Source organism: Haloarcula rara, from assembly GCF_029338235.1.
Taxonomy (GTDB): Archaea; Halobacteriota; Halobacteria; order Halobacteriales; family Haloarculaceae; genus Haloarcula; species Haloarcula rara.
The window spans coordinates 1205733-1219867 of sequence record NZ_CP119785.1 but is presented as its reverse complement, the minus strand read 5'-3'; the positions used below and the strand labels follow the sequence as shown (position 1 = coordinate 1219867).

Annotated in this window: 18 protein-coding genes; 6 read left to right on the top strand and 12 right to left on the bottom strand. The window is 66.4% G+C overall.

Annotation, left to right across the window (positions count from 1 at the left end; translation table 11 throughout):
- Positions 1–27: 27 nt before the first annotated feature.
- Together P1K32_RS06450 and gap are read right to left on the bottom strand one after the other, a co-directional pair.
- Positions 28–1236, bottom strand: coding sequence for a phosphoglycerate kinase (locus P1K32_RS06450; RefSeq protein ID WP_276251863.1), 1209 nt, complete (start codon positions 1234–1236; stop codon positions 28–30).
- A gap of 113 nt (positions 1237–1349) precedes the next feature.
- A complete protein-coding gene (gene gap, locus P1K32_RS06445) occupies positions 1350–2357 on the bottom strand; it encodes a type I glyceraldehyde-3-phosphate dehydrogenase (protein ID WP_276251862.1) in 1008 nt (335 codons plus the stop codon).
- 187 nt (positions 2358–2544) lie between these two features.
- Here gap and P1K32_RS06440 point away from each other — a divergent pair, with 187 nt between their 5' ends.
- Positions 2545–2931, top strand: coding sequence for an Hsp20/alpha crystallin family protein (locus tag P1K32_RS06440; protein ID WP_276251861.1), 387 nt, complete (start codon positions 2545–2547; stop codon positions 2929–2931).
- A gap of 28 nt (positions 2932–2959) precedes the next feature.
- Here P1K32_RS06440 and P1K32_RS06435 read toward each other — a convergent pair whose 3' ends face one another.
- From P1K32_RS06435 to P1K32_RS06425, 3 genes are all read right to left on the bottom strand, one after another.
- On the bottom strand, positions 2960–3823 hold the full coding sequence (locus P1K32_RS06435; protein WP_276251860.1) for an ATP-grasp domain-containing protein: 864 nt from the start codon (positions 3821–3823) through the stop codon (positions 2960–2962).
- A 50-nt stretch (positions 3824–3873) separates the two neighbouring features.
- Positions 3874–4074, bottom strand: coding sequence for a hypothetical protein (locus P1K32_RS06430; protein WP_276251859.1), 201 nt, complete (start codon positions 4072–4074; stop codon positions 3874–3876).
- 764 nt (positions 4075–4838) lie between these two features.
- Entirely contained in the window at positions 4839–5372 is a 534-nt protein-coding gene (locus P1K32_RS06425) for a 50S ribosomal protein L16 (RefSeq protein ID WP_276251858.1), read from the bottom strand.
- 179 nt (positions 5373–5551) lie between these two features.
- On the opposite strand from P1K32_RS06425, the gene P1K32_RS06420 reads away from it, so the two are divergent.
- A complete protein-coding gene (locus tag P1K32_RS06420; RefSeq protein WP_276251857.1) occupies positions 5552–6553 on the top strand; it encodes a glutathione S-transferase family protein in 1002 nt (333 codons plus the stop codon).
- Here P1K32_RS06420 and P1K32_RS06415 read toward each other — a convergent pair.
- Positions 6493–6921 (bottom strand): NTP transferase domain-containing protein, encoded by a 429-nt coding sequence (locus P1K32_RS06415; protein WP_276251856.1) that lies wholly within the window; start codon positions 6919–6921, stop codon positions 6493–6495. The two genes, P1K32_RS06420 and P1K32_RS06415, sit on opposite strands and share 61 nt — an antisense overlap.
- Before the next feature lie 74 nt (positions 6922–6995).
- On the opposite strand from P1K32_RS06415, the gene P1K32_RS06410 reads away from it, so the two are divergent.
- Positions 6996–7736: a DUF429 domain-containing protein gene (locus tag P1K32_RS06410; RefSeq protein ID WP_276251855.1), complete on the top strand. Its 741-nt coding sequence runs from the start codon at positions 6996–6998 to the stop codon at positions 7734–7736.
- A gap of 62 nt (positions 7737–7798) precedes the next feature.
- On the opposite strand, the gene P1K32_RS06405 is transcribed toward P1K32_RS06410, so the two are convergent.
- From P1K32_RS06405 to P1K32_RS06390, 4 genes are read right to left on the bottom strand one after another with little or no spacing between them, the layout of a single operon-like run.
- Positions 7799–7993 (bottom strand): cold-shock protein, encoded by a 195-nt coding sequence (locus P1K32_RS06405; protein ID WP_220589504.1) that lies wholly within the window; start codon positions 7991–7993, stop codon positions 7799–7801.
- 2 nt (positions 7994–7995) lie between these two features.
- Positions 7996–8190: a cold-shock protein gene (locus P1K32_RS06400; RefSeq protein WP_162317206.1), complete on the bottom strand. Its 195-nt coding sequence runs from the start codon at positions 8188–8190 to the stop codon at positions 7996–7998.
- Positions 8191–8192: 2 nt separating this feature from the next.
- Positions 8193–8387 carry a cold-shock protein gene (locus tag P1K32_RS06395; RefSeq protein WP_162317206.1) on the bottom strand — a complete coding sequence of 65 codons (195 nt, stop codon included), beginning with the start codon at positions 8385–8387 and terminating at the stop codon, positions 8193–8195.
- 2 nt (positions 8388–8389) lie between these two features.
- On the bottom strand, positions 8390–8584 hold the full coding sequence (locus P1K32_RS06390) for a cold-shock protein (protein ID WP_137683596.1): 195 nt from the start codon (positions 8582–8584) through the stop codon (positions 8390–8392).
- A gap of 170 nt (positions 8585–8754) precedes the next feature.
- Between P1K32_RS06390 and P1K32_RS06385 the strand changes: the two genes are divergently transcribed.
- Positions 8755–9264, top strand: coding sequence for a hypothetical protein (locus tag P1K32_RS06385; RefSeq protein ID WP_276251854.1), 510 nt, complete (start codon positions 8755–8757; stop codon positions 9262–9264).
- Between the two features lie 112 nt (positions 9265–9376).
- Positions 9377–9886, top strand: a complete 510-nt coding sequence (locus tag P1K32_RS06380) for a hypothetical protein (protein WP_276251853.1) — start codon at positions 9377–9379, stop codon at positions 9884–9886.
- Positions 9887–9895: 9 nt separating this feature from the next.
- Here the strand turns inward: P1K32_RS06380 and P1K32_RS06375 are convergent, their stop codons facing one another.
- Positions 9896–10159, bottom strand: coding sequence for a hypothetical protein (locus tag P1K32_RS06375; RefSeq protein ID WP_379690920.1), 264 nt, complete (start codon positions 10157–10159; stop codon positions 9896–9898).
- Positions 10160–10498: 339 nt separating this feature from the next.
- Here P1K32_RS06375 and P1K32_RS06370 point away from each other — a divergent pair, with 339 nt between their 5' ends.
- Complete coding sequence (locus tag P1K32_RS06370) at positions 10499–11785, top strand: DUF4397 domain-containing protein (RefSeq protein ID WP_276251851.1); 1287 nt, start codon at positions 10499–10501, stop codon at positions 11783–11785.
- 54 nt (positions 11786–11839) lie between these two features.
- Here P1K32_RS06370 and P1K32_RS06365 read toward each other — a convergent pair whose 3' ends face one another.
- The gene (locus P1K32_RS06365) at positions 11840–14050 is read right to left on the bottom strand and encodes an alpha-amylase family glycosyl hydrolase (protein ID WP_276251850.1); all 2211 of its coding nucleotides are present in this window, start codon (positions 14048–14050) and stop codon (positions 11840–11842) included.
- Positions 14051–14135: the final 85 nt, after the last annotated feature.

The window sequence follows — 14135 nt, the reverse complement described above, 5'->3', positions numbered from 1 at the left end:
TCGAATGACCGTCGGTGCAACCGCTCTCTACGCGTAGTTGCGCAGCGCTTCGACGCCGACGAGCTCGTCGCCGGTGAGCGCGCGGATGTAGGCGCCCCCGGCGATGGAGACGTGGTCGAACGAATCCTCGCTCATTCCGTACATCGTGATAGCGCGAGAAGTGTCACCGCCGCCGACGACGGAGAAACAGTCCGTCTCGGCGATGGCCTCCAGTACGGTGACGGTGCCCGTCGAGAAATTCTCGTCCTCGAAGACGCCCAGTGCGCCCTTCACGAAGACGGCGTCCGATTCCCGGGCCAGGTCGGCGTACTCCTCGGCGGTGTCGGTGCCGATGTCCATGATGCCCAGGCCCTTCTCGTCTATGTCATCGACGTCGACCTCGACGCGCTCGTCGTCCTCGCCGTAGGCCACGTCGTGTGCGACCGTGATCTGGTCGCCGCGCTCTTCGAGAATCTCCTCGATTATCTCCTGGTTGTTCTCCCACTGGGTGGTAAAGAGGTCCATGTCGCCGACGTCGTAGCCGATGGGATACCCCTGGGCCCGCAGGAACAGCTGGCCGGCGATACCGCCCAGGACGAAGTCGTCTATCTTGTCGCCGATGTGGTCGATGACGCCGATGACGTCGGTGGCTTTCGTCCCGCCCATGGCCATGGTGACCTGGCCGTCGAACTCCTTCTCGGCGATGGCGGTGTTTGCCTCGTACTCGGTCTCCATCACGCGGCCGGCGTAGGCGTCCATCACGACCGGGAAGCCCACGAGCGAAGCGTGGGAGCGATGGGCCGCCGAGTAGGCGTCGTTGATGTAGGCGTCGAACTCCGGGGCCAGCGCCTGGACGAACTCAGTCTCGGCCTTGACCTCGGGCTCCTCTTCGGGGAGCTCGCCGTCGGCCATCCGTGTGTTCTCGAGCACGAGCACGTCGCCGCCCTCGAGGTCGTCGATGGCGTCTACGGCCTCGTCGCCGAAGGTGTCCGCGACGTGGTCGACGTCGGAATCGATGTGGTCCGAGAGAATCTCGGCGTGCTGGTCGAGTGAGACGAAGTCGTCGTCGCCCGGGCGGCCCTGGTGGGCCATGACGGCGACGGCGAAGTCGCGGTCGACGAGTTCGCTGATGGTGGTGGCGTGGCGACCGAAACGCCGGTTGTCCTGTACCTCCCCGTCCTCGACCGGCGAGTTGAGGTCGAGGCGGATGAGGACGCGCTGTCCGTCGTCGAGGTCGTCGAGCGTCTGGAACGTCATACCCGAAAACTCTCCCGCCGACCGTTTAACCGTTTCCGAGTGTGACTATTTGGTACGAAAAAACACGACAGTTGCAACTCAACGCCGCGAAAAATAACAGAAGTCGGACCGCGTTACGCCTCGGTGATGTACCCGGCGACGTCGAGCATGCGGTTCGAGAAGCCGTACTCGTTGTCGTACCAGGTCAGGATCTTCGTCAGGCCGTTGACGTTGTTCGTCTGGCCGAGGTCGACCTGCGTGGAGTAGGGGTCACCCAGGATGTCAGTCGAGACGAGTTCGTCGTTCGTGACACCCAGGACGCCCTCGAGCTCGCCGGTGGCGGCGTCCTCGAAGGCGGCGTTGACGTCTTCCTCGGTCACGTCGTCCTCGAGGTCGACGACCAGCTCGGTGATGGAGCCGTTCGGGACCGGGACGCGGATGGCCATCCCGTCGAGCTTGCCCTCGAGCTGTGGGAGGACCTCGGTGGTCGCCTGTGCGGCGCCCGTCGAGGTCGGGATGATGTTTTCCGCGGCGGCGCGGCGCCGGCGGGGCTTGCTGTTGGGGCCGTCGATGAGGTTCTGCGAGCCCGTGTAAGCGTGGACGGTCGTCAGCTGGCCGGACACGATGCCGAACTCGTCGTCGAGCACCTTCGCGACCGGCGTGATGGAGTTCGTCGTACAGGAGGCGTTCGAGACGACGTCTTCGCCGTCGTACTCGTCCTGGTTGACGCCGTAGACGATCTGCTTGACCTCTTTCTCGCCCTTGGGCGGCGCGGAGATGAGCACCTTGTCGGCGCCCGCCTCGAGGTGCTGGGCCGCGTCGTCGTACGTGCGGAAGATGCCGGTACACTCGAAGGCGACGTCGACGTCGAGGTCGTCCCAGGGGAGCTGGGTCGGGTCTGTCTCGTGGAAGACGCCCGCCTCGAAGTCGGTTCCCTCGACGGTCAGAACGCCGTCGTCGACACTTGCACCGGGCAGCTCGCCCATGACGGTGTCGTACTTGGCGAAGTACTCGACTTCCTCGTCGTCGATGACGTCGTTGATACCGACGATCTCGACGTTGTCGTTGTCCAGCGAGGCACGCATTACGTTGCGACCGATACGGCCGAAGCCGTTCAGACCGACGCGAACTGGGTCACTCATTCCTCTAGACAAGCGCTGACCCCGAGTAAAGGGTTTTCGAAGTTAGTTCGGGATACCAGCCGTTCTGTCTATCGATGCGGTGGTTTGTCACGGCTTTGGCCCAGTCGCTGGACAGTTCTGGCATCCGGCTCACAATCTGGGGCCGTCAGAAGGCTTTTGGGACCGTCGCACATACCACTCGCTACTGATGAGACGGGACGATAACGACGACCCCTTCGACGAGTTCTTCCGGGAGATAGAGCGGATGATGGACGAGATGATGGGCTCGGAAGGGGACGTCCACATCGACCGCGACGGCGCCGCCGACGGCGGTGACCTCCACGTCGATGTCCACGAGACGAGCGACGAAGTCCGCGTCGTCGCCGACATTCCCGGCGTCGAGAAAGACGGTATCGACCTGAAATGCGACGGGAGCGTCCTCACCATCGACGCCGGGACACACCACCGCGAGTACCACGAACGTCTCACCCTCCCCAGCCGCGTCGACGAACACTCCGCCTCGGCGACCTACAACAACGGTGTCCTCGAGGTCACCTTCGACCGCGAAGAGGACTCGGCCGACATCGAACTGTAGCCCCGTCTCCGCGCTTTCGCAGTCCGTTTTATCGTTCCGCCGTCTCCCGAATCAGCGCCGCCAGTCGGTCCCAGAACCCATCCTCGTACTTCGTCGCGCTGTCGATGGTCGGTCGGGCGTTGGTCTCGTTGACCACCGCTCGGTCGCCGCTCACGAGCAGGTCCACGCCCAGGTAGTCGATGTCGAGGACCTCGGCGGTCCGTTCGGCAAGCCGCCGGAGTTCGTCCGGGAGTTCGACCCCTTCGGCCACCGCACCGCGGTGGACGTTGTGTTTCCAGCGGCCCCGCTCGCGTTCGTCCTCCGGCAGTCTGCGCTCGACCGCGCCGACGTAGTCGCCGTCGACGACCATCGCCCGGTAGTCGGTCGCGTCGGGGAGGTACTCCTGGACCAGGAACGACTGGTCGCCGGTCGCCCGGTAGTCGTGGACCAGGTCAAGATAGTCCGCGATACCCAGGAAGGAATCGAGGTCGTGCGCGGTCGTCACGCCGACCCCGCGGGTCGTCGAATTTGGCTTGACGACCACTGGCGGCTCCACTCGCTCGAAGGCCGCCACCAGCGCCGACTCGTCGGCCGGGTTCGACACCACGACCGACTCGGGGACCGGCACGTCGGCCCGGCCCAGACGCGTCAACACGTCGGCCTTGTTGCGCGAGCGGAGGATGGCCTCGCGGTCGTTGACCCAGGGCACGTCCAGAAACGCGTCAGCGACGGCCCCCTCCATGATTCGCGAGGGGTAGACGAAGCCCACGTCGTACGCCTCGAAGGGATTCTCCGTGAGTGGCATCGCCCGCTCGCTGGTGGCGACGTGACCGACCTCGATGCCCCGGTCAGCCAGGGGCTCGCCCATCCGCTCGAAGGTCTCGCTGTTCGTGGCGACCGCGAGGCGTAGCATTCGCTCTCTCTTGGACCCGTCACCGCATCAAAGGCTGTGGTCGCGCGCTCCTACTCGTCGTCGTCACCGCGCCTCGCCGCCAGCACCCACAGGACGATGACGAGCCCCTCCAGGCGCGCGACGGTGTACACCCACGACCGCAGTTCCACGTCCGACTCCGTCGTCGCCAGATTCATCCAGAAGTCGACGACTTTCCGCGGCGCGAGCAATTCGGCCAGCCCCAGCGCGAGCAGCAGTAATCTGAGTGCCATACTGTTGCTACGTTCTGCTAGCTGAATACTATTTCTCCAAGGCGGCCTCAGACGATGTGTTCGGTCCGTCCAGTATTCTCCTACGAGCCCTCCCCTGTCCGTGCTCTTGCTACCGCGACACTCACGACCGCTCGAAAGCCCTCACCCGCTCGCGCCCGCTGGGCGACATATCTCGCTCGCGGCGCTCGCTCGACAGGGGTCGCCCAGCGACCCCGAGCGCGTTCGCCCTTTCAGTCCACCAGGCCCGCAGGTGCCAGCGCGACGGAGCGCGCTCACGTATCGGCCCCCAGTCCTCCACGGTTCACTTTGTTCCACGGGTCACTTCGTTCCCCGTTCCACATCGAGGGCCGTGCTACGCACGCCCCTCGCTACGTTCACCGTTCCGTTACGAGGAATCTCGCTGCGCTCGATTCCTCGCTCTCCCCGGTCGCTCGCGGACGCGAGCGACACGCGTCCTGCGTACTGGTGGCGGTTGCTGTGGCCGGGACGCGCGTTTCATTGCGCGTCGACGGGGAAGGGCAGGCCTGCTGTTAAAAAAGACAAGTCAGTGAGCAAGAAGCATCCGGCGGCATCGCCGCCGGTTCTACCGCGGCGCGCGGACTGCCGCGCACCGCAGGTGCGCGAAGGGAGTAGCGAGGGACCGAAGGTCCCTCGGACCGTGTGAACGGGCGCTTCGCGCCCGTGAACAGACACGACGCGATTTTTCTGCGCGTTTTTGCCCGAACGAGCGCCGCTTCGCGGCGCTCGTGACGGTGCAAAAAGAGCTAGGAGATAAGCAGCTCTTCGCCCTTCTCGACCTTGACGCGGCAGGACGGCGTAATCTTGTTGTAGGCACGGCGGAACGCTTCCTTGACGTGCTCGGCGTCCTCGACGTTGCAGTAGGCGGTAAACAGCTGCTCGCCGGCGTTCATCCGGGCGGCGGTACCGACAATCTTCCCGAAGGCGGCCCGCATCCCGTCGGAGACACGGTCGGCGCCGGCGCCGGTTGCCTGCTTGTTCTCTCGCAGGACTTGGTGGGGGAACTTCCGCAGGGTCATGCGGTAGTCGCCCTCCTCACCGATGGTCTTGATGAGGTGGCGGTTCGCGGAGAGGCGCGAGGCCTCCAGCGAGCCGTGTCGGAGCTGGACCTCTTCCTCGACAATGAGGCTGATCTGGACGGGGTACTCGCCCTTGTCTTTGGTCTTGCGACCCATCTCGTGCTGTGCAATCTTCGAACCGGGGATGCCCGTGATGTACTCGCGCCGGGTGTAGGACGGCTTGTCGATGTCCCGGTACATCGAGGCAGGTTTGTCGGACATAGGTACTCTTGGTGGAGACGTGGCCGAGCGCCCCAATAAGGGCTTCGAAGGGCCCGCGTGCGGGTGAGTCGGTGTGGCACACGCCGTGTCGACCCCGCCGAGCGGCCGCGAACGGCCCGGTGACACGCGTGTAACCGCGCTGGGGTGTTTATACCGGTCGGGCGCCAACGAATCGTACCATGAATATGCTCGTCGACGGTGAGTGGCGGACAGACGCGTATCAGAGTACGAACGAAGACGGGGAGTTCGACCGACAGGAGACCAGCTTCAGAAATCGCATCCAGGACGACCCGGACGCACGCTTCCAGCCCGAAGCGGGTCGGTACCACCTGTACGTCTCGCTGGCCTGTCCGTGGGCCCACCGAACGCTGCTCGTGCGGGCGCTGAAGGGGCTCGAAGACGCCATCAGCGTCGATATCGTCGACCCCTACCGGGCGGACGACGGCTGGCAGTTCACGCCCGAGAAGGACGGCTGCACAGCGGATTCCCTCTATGGCTCGGAGTACCTCCGTGAGCTCTACGTCGAGGCCGACCCCGACATGACCGGCCGCGTCACCGTCCCCGTCCTGTGGGATAAACAGGAAGAGACCATTGTCAACAACGAGTCCAAGGAGATTCTCCGAATGCTCGACACCGAGTTCGATTCGGGGGCAGACAACGACGTGAACCTCTACCCCGGGGGCTACCGGGAGGACGTCGACCGCATCATCGAGGATATCTACGAGCCCATCAACAACGGCGTCTATCGCGCTGGCTTTGCAGACACGCAAAACGCCTACGACAACGCTGTTTCCGAACTCTTCGACGCGCTCGACCACTGGGACGAGGTGCTAGCAGACCAGCGCTACCTCGCCGGTGACCGGCTGACCGAGGCGGACATCTGTCTGTTCACCACCCTGGTCCGCTTCGACGAGGTGTACCACACCCACTTCCAGTGCAATCATATGCTCATCCGGGAGTACGACAACCTCTGGCCGTATCTGCGCGACCTCTACCAGACGCCAGGCGTGGCCGAGACGGTGAACATGGACCACATCAAGGAGCACTACTACACCACGCACCCGGACGTGAGCCCGAAGGGGTTCGTTCCTATCGGTCCCGACCTCGACTTCGAGGCGCCTCACGACCGCGACGGGCTCCCTGGAGAACTGCCCGAAGACCTGCTGGCGACGGCCAGGTAACGCCGCCGCTCAGCGTCCCAGTTTCTCTGTGACCCGTTCCCTGTCGGCCGGTTCGTTGACGGTGTGACACCGTCCGTCGAGTTCGACCGTCTCGGCGCGGTGGCCGCGCTGCCGGAGGTCGTCCACGGCGGCGGTGCGCTCGTCCTCGCCGCGGTGTCGGTCTCGCGGTAGCTGTCGCCGTAGCGGTCGACGATATCGTCGCCGCGGTAGCCGACCACGACGAGTTGGGAAACGCCGACCGACAGCAGGGCGTCGAAGCCATGGGAGAGCAGCGGCTGACCGGCGACTGTGACGAGGGCCTTCGACTGCTCGTCGGTCAGCGGTCCCCTTCTGGTCCATTCGCCGGCCGCCAGGACGACACCGTTCATAGTGGGCCGCGGTCCCCCGTCGTGAAAACCCTTGGCCGGGTAGCTTTTTGCGCCCGCGTCACGCATATCCGACGATGGTCGAGGACCGCTACGTGGGGGTCGCATACCGTGACGGGTCGTGGCTGGCAGTGACGTTCTCCGGGGACGGCTACGAGGAGACGGCCGTCTTCGACGGTATCGGCGACTGCTGGGCGGCCTACGAGGAGGCGGCCCGGCTGATTCTGGTCGACGTCCCCATCGGGCTCGTCGAGTCGGGCGACCCAGTCCGGCGGTGTGACGCGCTCGCCCGCGAGCTGCTGGGCCCGCGCAGCACGGCCGTCGTCGACCCGCCGGTCCGGGAGGCGACCCGGAAGCGGCGCTACTCGACGGCGAACCGGGTCCACGAGCGCAAGGCCGGCGCGGCGCTCTCGGAGGCGGCCTTCGAGCGCAGCGACGCTATCGCGATGTGTGACGAGCTGCTACAGGAGGTGCCCGAGGCCGCCGCAGTTATCCGCAGCGCACACTCCGAACTCTGCTTTCGGGCCTTCGCGGGTGAGCCGCTGGCCGAGGACGCGACGACCGCCGCGGGCTACGCCGAGCGGATGCGAACGCTCGCCCAGCAGGACCGCGACGCGCCGCCGGTCGTCCAGAAGGTGGCCGAGGCGACAACTGGTCACAGCGTGCCCGTGGCTGCGGCGCTCGACGCTGTCGTGCTCGCGTATACGGCCGCCCCTGGTGGTGGGGAGCTACGGACGCTCCCCGCCGAGGTGCCGACCGACGCCAGCGGGCTCCCGATGGAACTGGTCTACCGGGCGGTCGCGCCGCTGGTCAGGTGAGGAGTACGACCGTGGTGACGGAACCGTCACCCGGGTGTGAATATGCGGAACTGCAGACAGTCTTACAGTCGCTCGAGGTTGGTCGCGCGCGGACCCTTATCCGCCTGCTCGATGTCGAACTCGACTTCCTGCCCCTCTTCGAGGTCAGGGCCGCCGACATCTTCCATGTGGAAGAAGACGTCCTCGTCTTCCTCGTCGGTGTCGATGAAGCCGTAGCCGCCGGTGTCGTTGAAGAAGTCGACCTTACCTTTCGCCATCGTTAGAGACGCTCCAGGTTGGTCGCTCGCGGACCCTTGTCCGCCTGCTCGATGTCGAATTCGACTTCCTGCCCCTCTTCGAGGTCTGGACCGCCGACGTCTTCCATGTGGAAGAAGACGTCCTCGTCCGCGTCCTCAGTATCGATGAAGCCGTAGCCACCAGTGTCGTTGAAGAAGTCGACCTTACCTTTCGCCATCGTTAGAGACGCTCCAGGTTGGTCGCTCGCGGGCCCTTGTCGGCCTGCTCGATATCGAACTCGACTTCCTGCCCTTCTTCGAGGTCGGGGCCGCCGACGTCTTCCATGTGGAAGAAGACGTCCTCGTCCGCGTCCTCAGTGTCGATAAAGCCGTAGCCGCCGGTGTCGTTGAAGAAATCGACTTTGCCTTTCGCCATCGTTAGAGTCGCTCCACGTTGTTGGCTCGCGGACCCTTGTCCGCCTGCTCGATGTCGAATTCGAGCTCCTGTCCTTCCTCGAGGTCCGGGCCGCCGATGTCTTCCATGTGGAAGAAGACGTCCTCGTCCGCGTCCTCAGTATCGATGAAACCGTAACCGCCAGTGTCGTTGAAGAAATCAACCGTTCCTTTCGCCATTGCAACCAAAGAGAGTCCGGGCCGACGGATAACAGTGTCGGTACGGTTCGTTCCGCGAACGACGGGAAACCGCCGTACTGCGGCCCGTTATGGGTTGCTGCTAGTTCACACACCACCCGGTTTCGGGTGGTGGCCAACAAATACTCAGGTCCCGACTCCCGACATCGCCTGTGAACCGACGAACGTTTGTCACGGCCGCGACGCTCGGGGTCGCATCGATAGCCGGCTGTTCCGCGCTCCCCGGCGGGGACGACGGGAACGACGATGACTCATCGGCGGACCTCGGGAACCAGTCGACCGATGCCACCGACGTGACCCAGACGCTCCGAATCCCCGTCTCGGAGGAGACGGCGGGCCAGACACTCCAGTCCGTCTCGGCCACGTACCCGCGGGACCGCTTTGTCGTCGACAGTGCCAGCCACGACGCCATCACTGTCGGTGTCGACAGTAGCGGCGACGGCTCGCTGGACGAGGAGTTCGACAGCGGCGTCATCAGCGGGAGCAACAACAACGACTACTCGTTTACCATCACGCTCGATACGTCCTACGAGCTGCAGAGCGGCGATATTGTCATGCTGGACTACCCCGCCATCGACAACCCGTCAGAGGCCGGTGAGTACGACATAACTGTCAGTCTCAACGAAGGGCCCGAGCGCACGGTCACCGTCCAGATCGAGTAGCTGCGTTGCTCTCACTCGTCGTGGTGACCCCACTGACCAACACGGTCGCAACTGTGGTCGTTCGTACCCAGCGGTCGCGGTATTCTTGTAGTTCGCACCCGACGGACGCGGTATGTTGCGCCGACTGCGCGAGAACGGCCCCGTCGTACTCGTCCCGCTGGCCTGGACCTTCGCGACCGCAGCCCACCTGGACCTGCTTGCGCTCCGGACCGTCCTCATCGCCCATCTGGTGATGGACGCCATCATCGCGGCCTTTACCGTCCTCTCCTGGCGGGAGATGACGGAGGGCGTCCTGCTGGTGTGGCGCCGCGTCCTGGTGGTCGGACTCGGTGTCACGCTCGTCGGGACGGCCGCGCTGCTTGCCGAGCCGCCCGTCGGGCCCTTGCTTTCGGCCACCGTCGTCGGGTGGATGCTCGTCCCCGCGGCCGGGCTCGTCGCGACCGGCCAGCGCATCGACCGCCGTCCGCGAGCCTACACGCTCGGCGGCGCGCTGAGCGCCGTCGGCGCCGTCAGCTACGTTGGCGGGCTCTTCGGGGCGGTCTCCGCACTCGTCATCGCGGGGTTGACCATGGCGAACGTCGGCCAGACTGCCGGGATCGTCGCCGCCGTCTACGACTACTAGCCGTGCGGTTCAGAACGAGGCCAGACCCTGCTTGAACTTCCGGATGATGTCTTTCTGCTGGAGGTAGCTCGCGGCCGCGAGCATCGTCGGCGCCCAGAGCCCAACGAAGATGCCGGTCTGTTTCTCGCCTCTGATGTAGAAGTTGTACCAGGCAAACAGTACCGAGGCAACCGCGGCGGCCGCGACGGGGTCGCCCGCCGACATCGGTGTCCGCTCGGCCACCTCGTCGACCTTCTCCTTCGCGTTCGAGTCGTCTTGTTGTAACACTGACATTGCGTTCGCACAAGGCGGGGCGGTCGCCTCGCCGTGGTGCTTGCACGTGCAGGTGGGTTTAATGTGCCCGACGTCCGCGCTCGTTCAGATTGGTGTCCCCTGTGGCGATACGGCGACCACGACCCGGCCAGGCCAGCTCCGGCTCCCGCGGCGGCGCGCTCGCCTGCCACCCCATGCCGGCTTCGACGGTAACGTCCGGTTTCGAGGAGAAACCACCACCATCTGGCCGTTGTGGCCCCGTTACCGACGGGCGATACCGGGCCGGTCGACGATACGGTCGCCTTTCTCTCAGTCGCGTGTCAGTAACAAAGTCGGCGCTCGTACGAACTCGGTTCGATGATGGACGATACGACACGCAGACGGGTTATCCAGGGTGCGGGAGTCATCGGTATCACAGGCGTCGTCGGCGGCGTCGTCGCCGGACAGGAGTCCCCGACGCCGACTGAGGGTGAGACGGCGCTGCGGGTCACCCACGCGTCGCCGGACGCGCCGGCCGTGAACGTCACCCTCGACGACCAGACCGTCGTCGAGAATCTCGAATTCGGCAACGTCGCCGACTACCAGACGGTAGAGCCAGGGACCTACCAGCTCCAGATCGTCCCGGCCGAGGACGGCGGCGGATTCCTCGGTGGGGTACTGGGGGACCTCTTCGGCTCGAACGAGCAGGGCGAGACGGTGCTGTACGACCAGGAAGTGACTGTCGAGGCGGGGGCGACCTACACCGCCGTCGCCTACGGCGAAGCCGGACAGGGGGCCGCCGAGACCCCGACTGCCGGCACCCCGACACCCAACGAGACCGCGACACCCGACGGCGGTGCAACGCCGACCGAGACCGAAACACCCGACGGCGGTGCAACGCCGACGGTCGAAACGCTCCAGGCTGGCGGCGGCCAGGCCGGCCCGCTCGTTCAGGACCTCGGCTTCGGAGAGAGCGCCAGCGCGACCGTCCCGGCGGGCGACTATCGGCTCATGGTCCGGCCGGCCGACGACGGGGACATGACCCCGACGCCCGGCGAGGAGACGACACCGACGCCGGACGGCGCGACCACCCCTGCTGAAGCTGGCACACCCGAATCGGGGACCGAATTCCAGGTCACCATCCTCGAAGACGACCTCTCCAGCCCGCCCGAGGGAGAGTCGCGCGCCCGCGTCTTCCACGCGGTGCCGGACGTCGGGCCGGTCAACGTCATCGCCACACCACAGGACGGCCAGGGTCAAGGTCAGGGTCAGGGCCAGGGCGGCCAGGGTCAGGGACAGGGCGGCGGCCCGGGACAGGGTCAAGGTCAGGGCCAGGGACAGGGCGGCGGCCCGGGACAGGGTCAAGGCCAGGGTCAGGGACAGGGCGGCGGCCCGGGACAGGGCCAAGGTCAAGGTCAGGGTCCACCGCTCAGTGCGAACGTCACGCTCGAAGCGGGCACCGTCTACAGCAGCTTCGCGGTCGGTTACGTGGACCCGGACGCTGCGGCCGAGGAAACCCCGACGGACGGTGGAACGCCAGCGGACGAAGCGACACCGACGGACGGCTCACCTGTGGGCACGCCTGCCGAGGGTGACCTCCCCGGCTTCGAACTGCTCGTCGTCGAGACGGCGACGGACGGCGAGCGCGTCGAGGGCGGTGGGACCTGAACAGGGGAAGGTCGTCGCCACCACCGAATCGCAGTCCGTTTTTCGACCAGTCGGTCACCGGCCCCCGTCGAACAGCGACGGCGTCGACAGGACTGCCAGCCGCTCGACCTCGACGGTGACGGCGTCCTCGCTGCGGGCGACGGCCACGTCTCGGCCCGTGAATCGGTCCGTCGTGTCGACGACCGGACGGAGGTCGACCCTGCGGGGGTCGGCGGCGAAGTTGACGACGACGACTCGCTTCGCATCGCCCGCGTCGCGGCCGAAGACGAGCACGTCGTCGGGTGTTTCGGTCCGGTAGGCCGGGCTGACGAGGTCGGCACTCGGCCCGAGGACGGGCGAGTCGTGGTAGCACGCGACGAGGCACCGATAGAAATCGAGGTGGTCCTCGGGGAACTCTGCCCAGTTCACGAACGCCCGCTTGTACGGGTCCCGTTCGATGTCGTCGGCGCGGTCGGGGTCGTCGGCGTAGGGGAACTCGCGACGCTCGCCGTGTCTGGTAATAAGGCGCTCCTGGCCGTAGTAGAGCATCGGCACCCCGGGCAGCGTGAACGCGGCGGCGGCCGCGGCGCGTGCGACCGCCGCCGGGTCCTCGCGGTGGCCGACGGCGGCCTCGTGGGCCAGCCGGGGCTCGTCGTGGTTCTCCGTGGCGTTCAACAGGCGCGTGTAGGAGGGGAACCCGTCGCGCTCCCGGGCCCGGATCGCGTCGAGCAGGTCGCTGGGTGGCCGTTCGCCGCGGGCGACGGCGTGGGCCGTCTCGGTGAACCCGGTCGTGTCGAAGTGACAGTCGAACTCCGAGGCGGCGAAGGCGGGTGTCCGGGGAATCGCCTCGTCGAGCAGGAGGAACTCCGAATCGATCGCCCGAACGCGCTCGCGAACCTCCGCCCAGAAGCTGTGGGGCACCCCCCAGGCGATGTCACAGCGGAAGCCGTCGACGCGCTCGGCCCAGAACTCGACGGCGGCCAGCAGGTGTTCACGCAGCGCGATGTTGCCGTGATTGAGGTTGGGCTGGAGCCGCACGCCGAAGAAGCTCGTCTGGGCCGGCGCGGCGTCGTGGCGGCTCGCCTCCCGCTGGCGGTCGAACCAGTCGAAGTACTTCGAGGACGCGTCCCACGCTTCGATATCTGGGAACTGGCCGGGTTCCCCGGGGTCGTCGCCGACTTGCGCGATGGTGTCCTGGAAGAACGGGTGGGTCCAGCCGCAGTGGTTGGCGACGAGGTCGAAGCAGACGCGGATGCCGCGGTCGTGACACCGGTCGACGAACGCCTCGAACTCCTCGAGGGTGCCAAGATCCGGGGCCACGTCGAAGTAATCGGCCGTGCTGTACCCGTGTGGGCCGCCCGGCGCAGTCTCGACGGTGGGGCTCCAGGCCGGGACGATGGGCGTCAGCCACACCACGTCGACGCCCAGCTCGTCGAGGTAGCCGACGCGGTCGGAAAGCACCTCGAAGGTTGTCTCGCCCGGCTTGCCGGCGAACGAACGCGTGAATATCTCGTAGACGACGGCGTCGTCGAGCCAGTCGGGTGGTCGGTTCGGCAGCGAGACGGACCCGGACTCGGCGTCCAGCACAATCTCGTCGCGAACGCCGACGCGGTGGCCGTCGAACGGGGCCGCGTAGAGCTGTGTCGGCCCGTCGAGCGCGTCGGCGGGAATCCGTGCCGTGGTCCCATCGATCGTGATGTCGGTCGCATCGAGGCCACTCGCGTCGTGGGGGAGATAGTCGACGGTGAGGGCCGACTCGACGGCGTGGCTATCGGGCGCGAGTTCCGGGCTCGCCTCGACGACGAACGACTCGGTGGCAGCGTCGTACCGGCCGTCGAGTTCGATGCGTGGCGGGCCGCCGCCCTCCCGCCGTCCGCTGGCGCCGACCCCGTCGGCGGCTGCCGCGTCGCTCTCGTCGCCGTCGAAGACACGAACCGTCAGCTCGTGGGTCCCGTCGGGCGCGTCGAGTTCGAAGACGTAGGTCCCCGGCTCGTCGGGCTCGAACTCGGCGGTGTGTCCCTGCCCGTAGTCGTAGCGGTCGCGGTCGTCGTACGGTGTCGGCGCGTCCTTGAGGCCGGCGCTACTTCCGGCCGGGCGTGACGCGACTGACCACGTGAACGCGTCGGCGTCGTAGCTCTTCGGGTCCCGTTCGGGCGCCCCCGCTATCGTCGGCGCGAGGTTGTCCCGGTCGAACCCGTGGTCGGCGTCGACGAAGACGGGGTCGACGAGGCGCTGGCCCACCTGCATGAACCGCGGCGGGCCGGGGTGGTGACTGTCGCGTCCCATCGGCTGGTGGTATCTGGTACAGCCCCGGAAATGAGCGTTGCGGGCGGTCGCCCCTTAGGTAACGGGCGCCAGCGCGGCGAGGGCG

Bases quoted from the DNA above. Each gene is read 5' to 3' on its own strand.
- P1K32_RS06415 (WP_276251856.1), bottom strand. From the start codon at position 6,921: ATGAACGGTGTCGTCCTGGCGGCCGGCGAATGGACCAGAAGGGGACCG.
- gap (WP_276251862.1), bottom strand. From the start codon at position 2,357: ATGAGTGACCCAGTTCGCGTCGGTCTGAACGGCTTCGGCCGTATCGGT.
- P1K32_RS06380 (WP_276251853.1), top strand. From the start codon at position 9,377: ATGTTGCGCCGACTGCGCGAGAACGGCCCCGTCGTACTCGTCCCGCTG.
- P1K32_RS06370 (WP_276251851.1), top strand. From the start codon at position 10,499: ATGGACGATACGACACGCAGACGGGTTATCCAGGGTGCGGGAGTCATC.
- P1K32_RS06435 (WP_276251860.1), bottom strand. From the start codon at position 3,823: ATGCTACGCCTCGCGGTCGCCACGAACAGCGAGACCTTCGAGCGGATG.
- P1K32_RS06405 (WP_220589504.1), bottom strand. From the start codon at position 7,993: ATGGCGAAAGGTAAGGTCGACTTCTTCAACGACACCGGCGGCTACGGC.
- P1K32_RS06365 (WP_276251850.1), bottom strand. From the start codon at position 14,050: ATGGGACGCGACAGTCACCACCCCGGCCCGCCGCGGTTCATGCAGGTG.
- P1K32_RS06450 (WP_276251863.1), bottom strand. From the start codon at position 1,236: ATGACGTTCCAGACGCTCGACGACCTCGACGACGGACAGCGCGTCCTC.
- P1K32_RS06375 (WP_379690920.1), bottom strand. From the start codon at position 10,159: ATGTCAGTGTTACAACAAGACGACTCGAACGCGAAGGAGAAGGTCGAC.
- P1K32_RS06400 (WP_162317206.1), bottom strand. From the start codon at position 8,190: ATGGCGAAAGGTAAGGTCGACTTCTTCAACGACACTGGTGGCTACGGC.
- P1K32_RS06395 (WP_162317206.1), bottom strand. From the start codon at position 8,387: ATGGCGAAAGGCAAAGTCGATTTCTTCAACGACACCGGCGGCTACGGC.
- P1K32_RS06420 (WP_276251857.1), top strand. From the start codon at position 5,552: ATGAATATGCTCGTCGACGGTGAGTGGCGGACAGACGCGTATCAGAGT.
- P1K32_RS06430 (WP_276251859.1), bottom strand. From the start codon at position 4,074: ATGGCACTCAGATTACTGCTGCTCGCGCTGGGGCTGGCCGAATTGCTC.
- P1K32_RS06410 (WP_276251855.1), top strand. From the start codon at position 6,996: ATGGTCGAGGACCGCTACGTGGGGGTCGCATACCGTGACGGGTCGTGG.
- P1K32_RS06390 (WP_137683596.1), bottom strand. From the start codon at position 8,584: ATGGCGAAAGGAACGGTTGATTTCTTCAACGACACTGGCGGTTACGGT.
- P1K32_RS06440 (WP_276251861.1), top strand. From the start codon at position 2,545: ATGAGACGGGACGATAACGACGACCCCTTCGACGAGTTCTTCCGGGAG.
- P1K32_RS06425 (WP_276251858.1), bottom strand. From the start codon at position 5,372: ATGTCCGACAAACCTGCCTCGATGTACCGGGACATCGACAAGCCGTCC.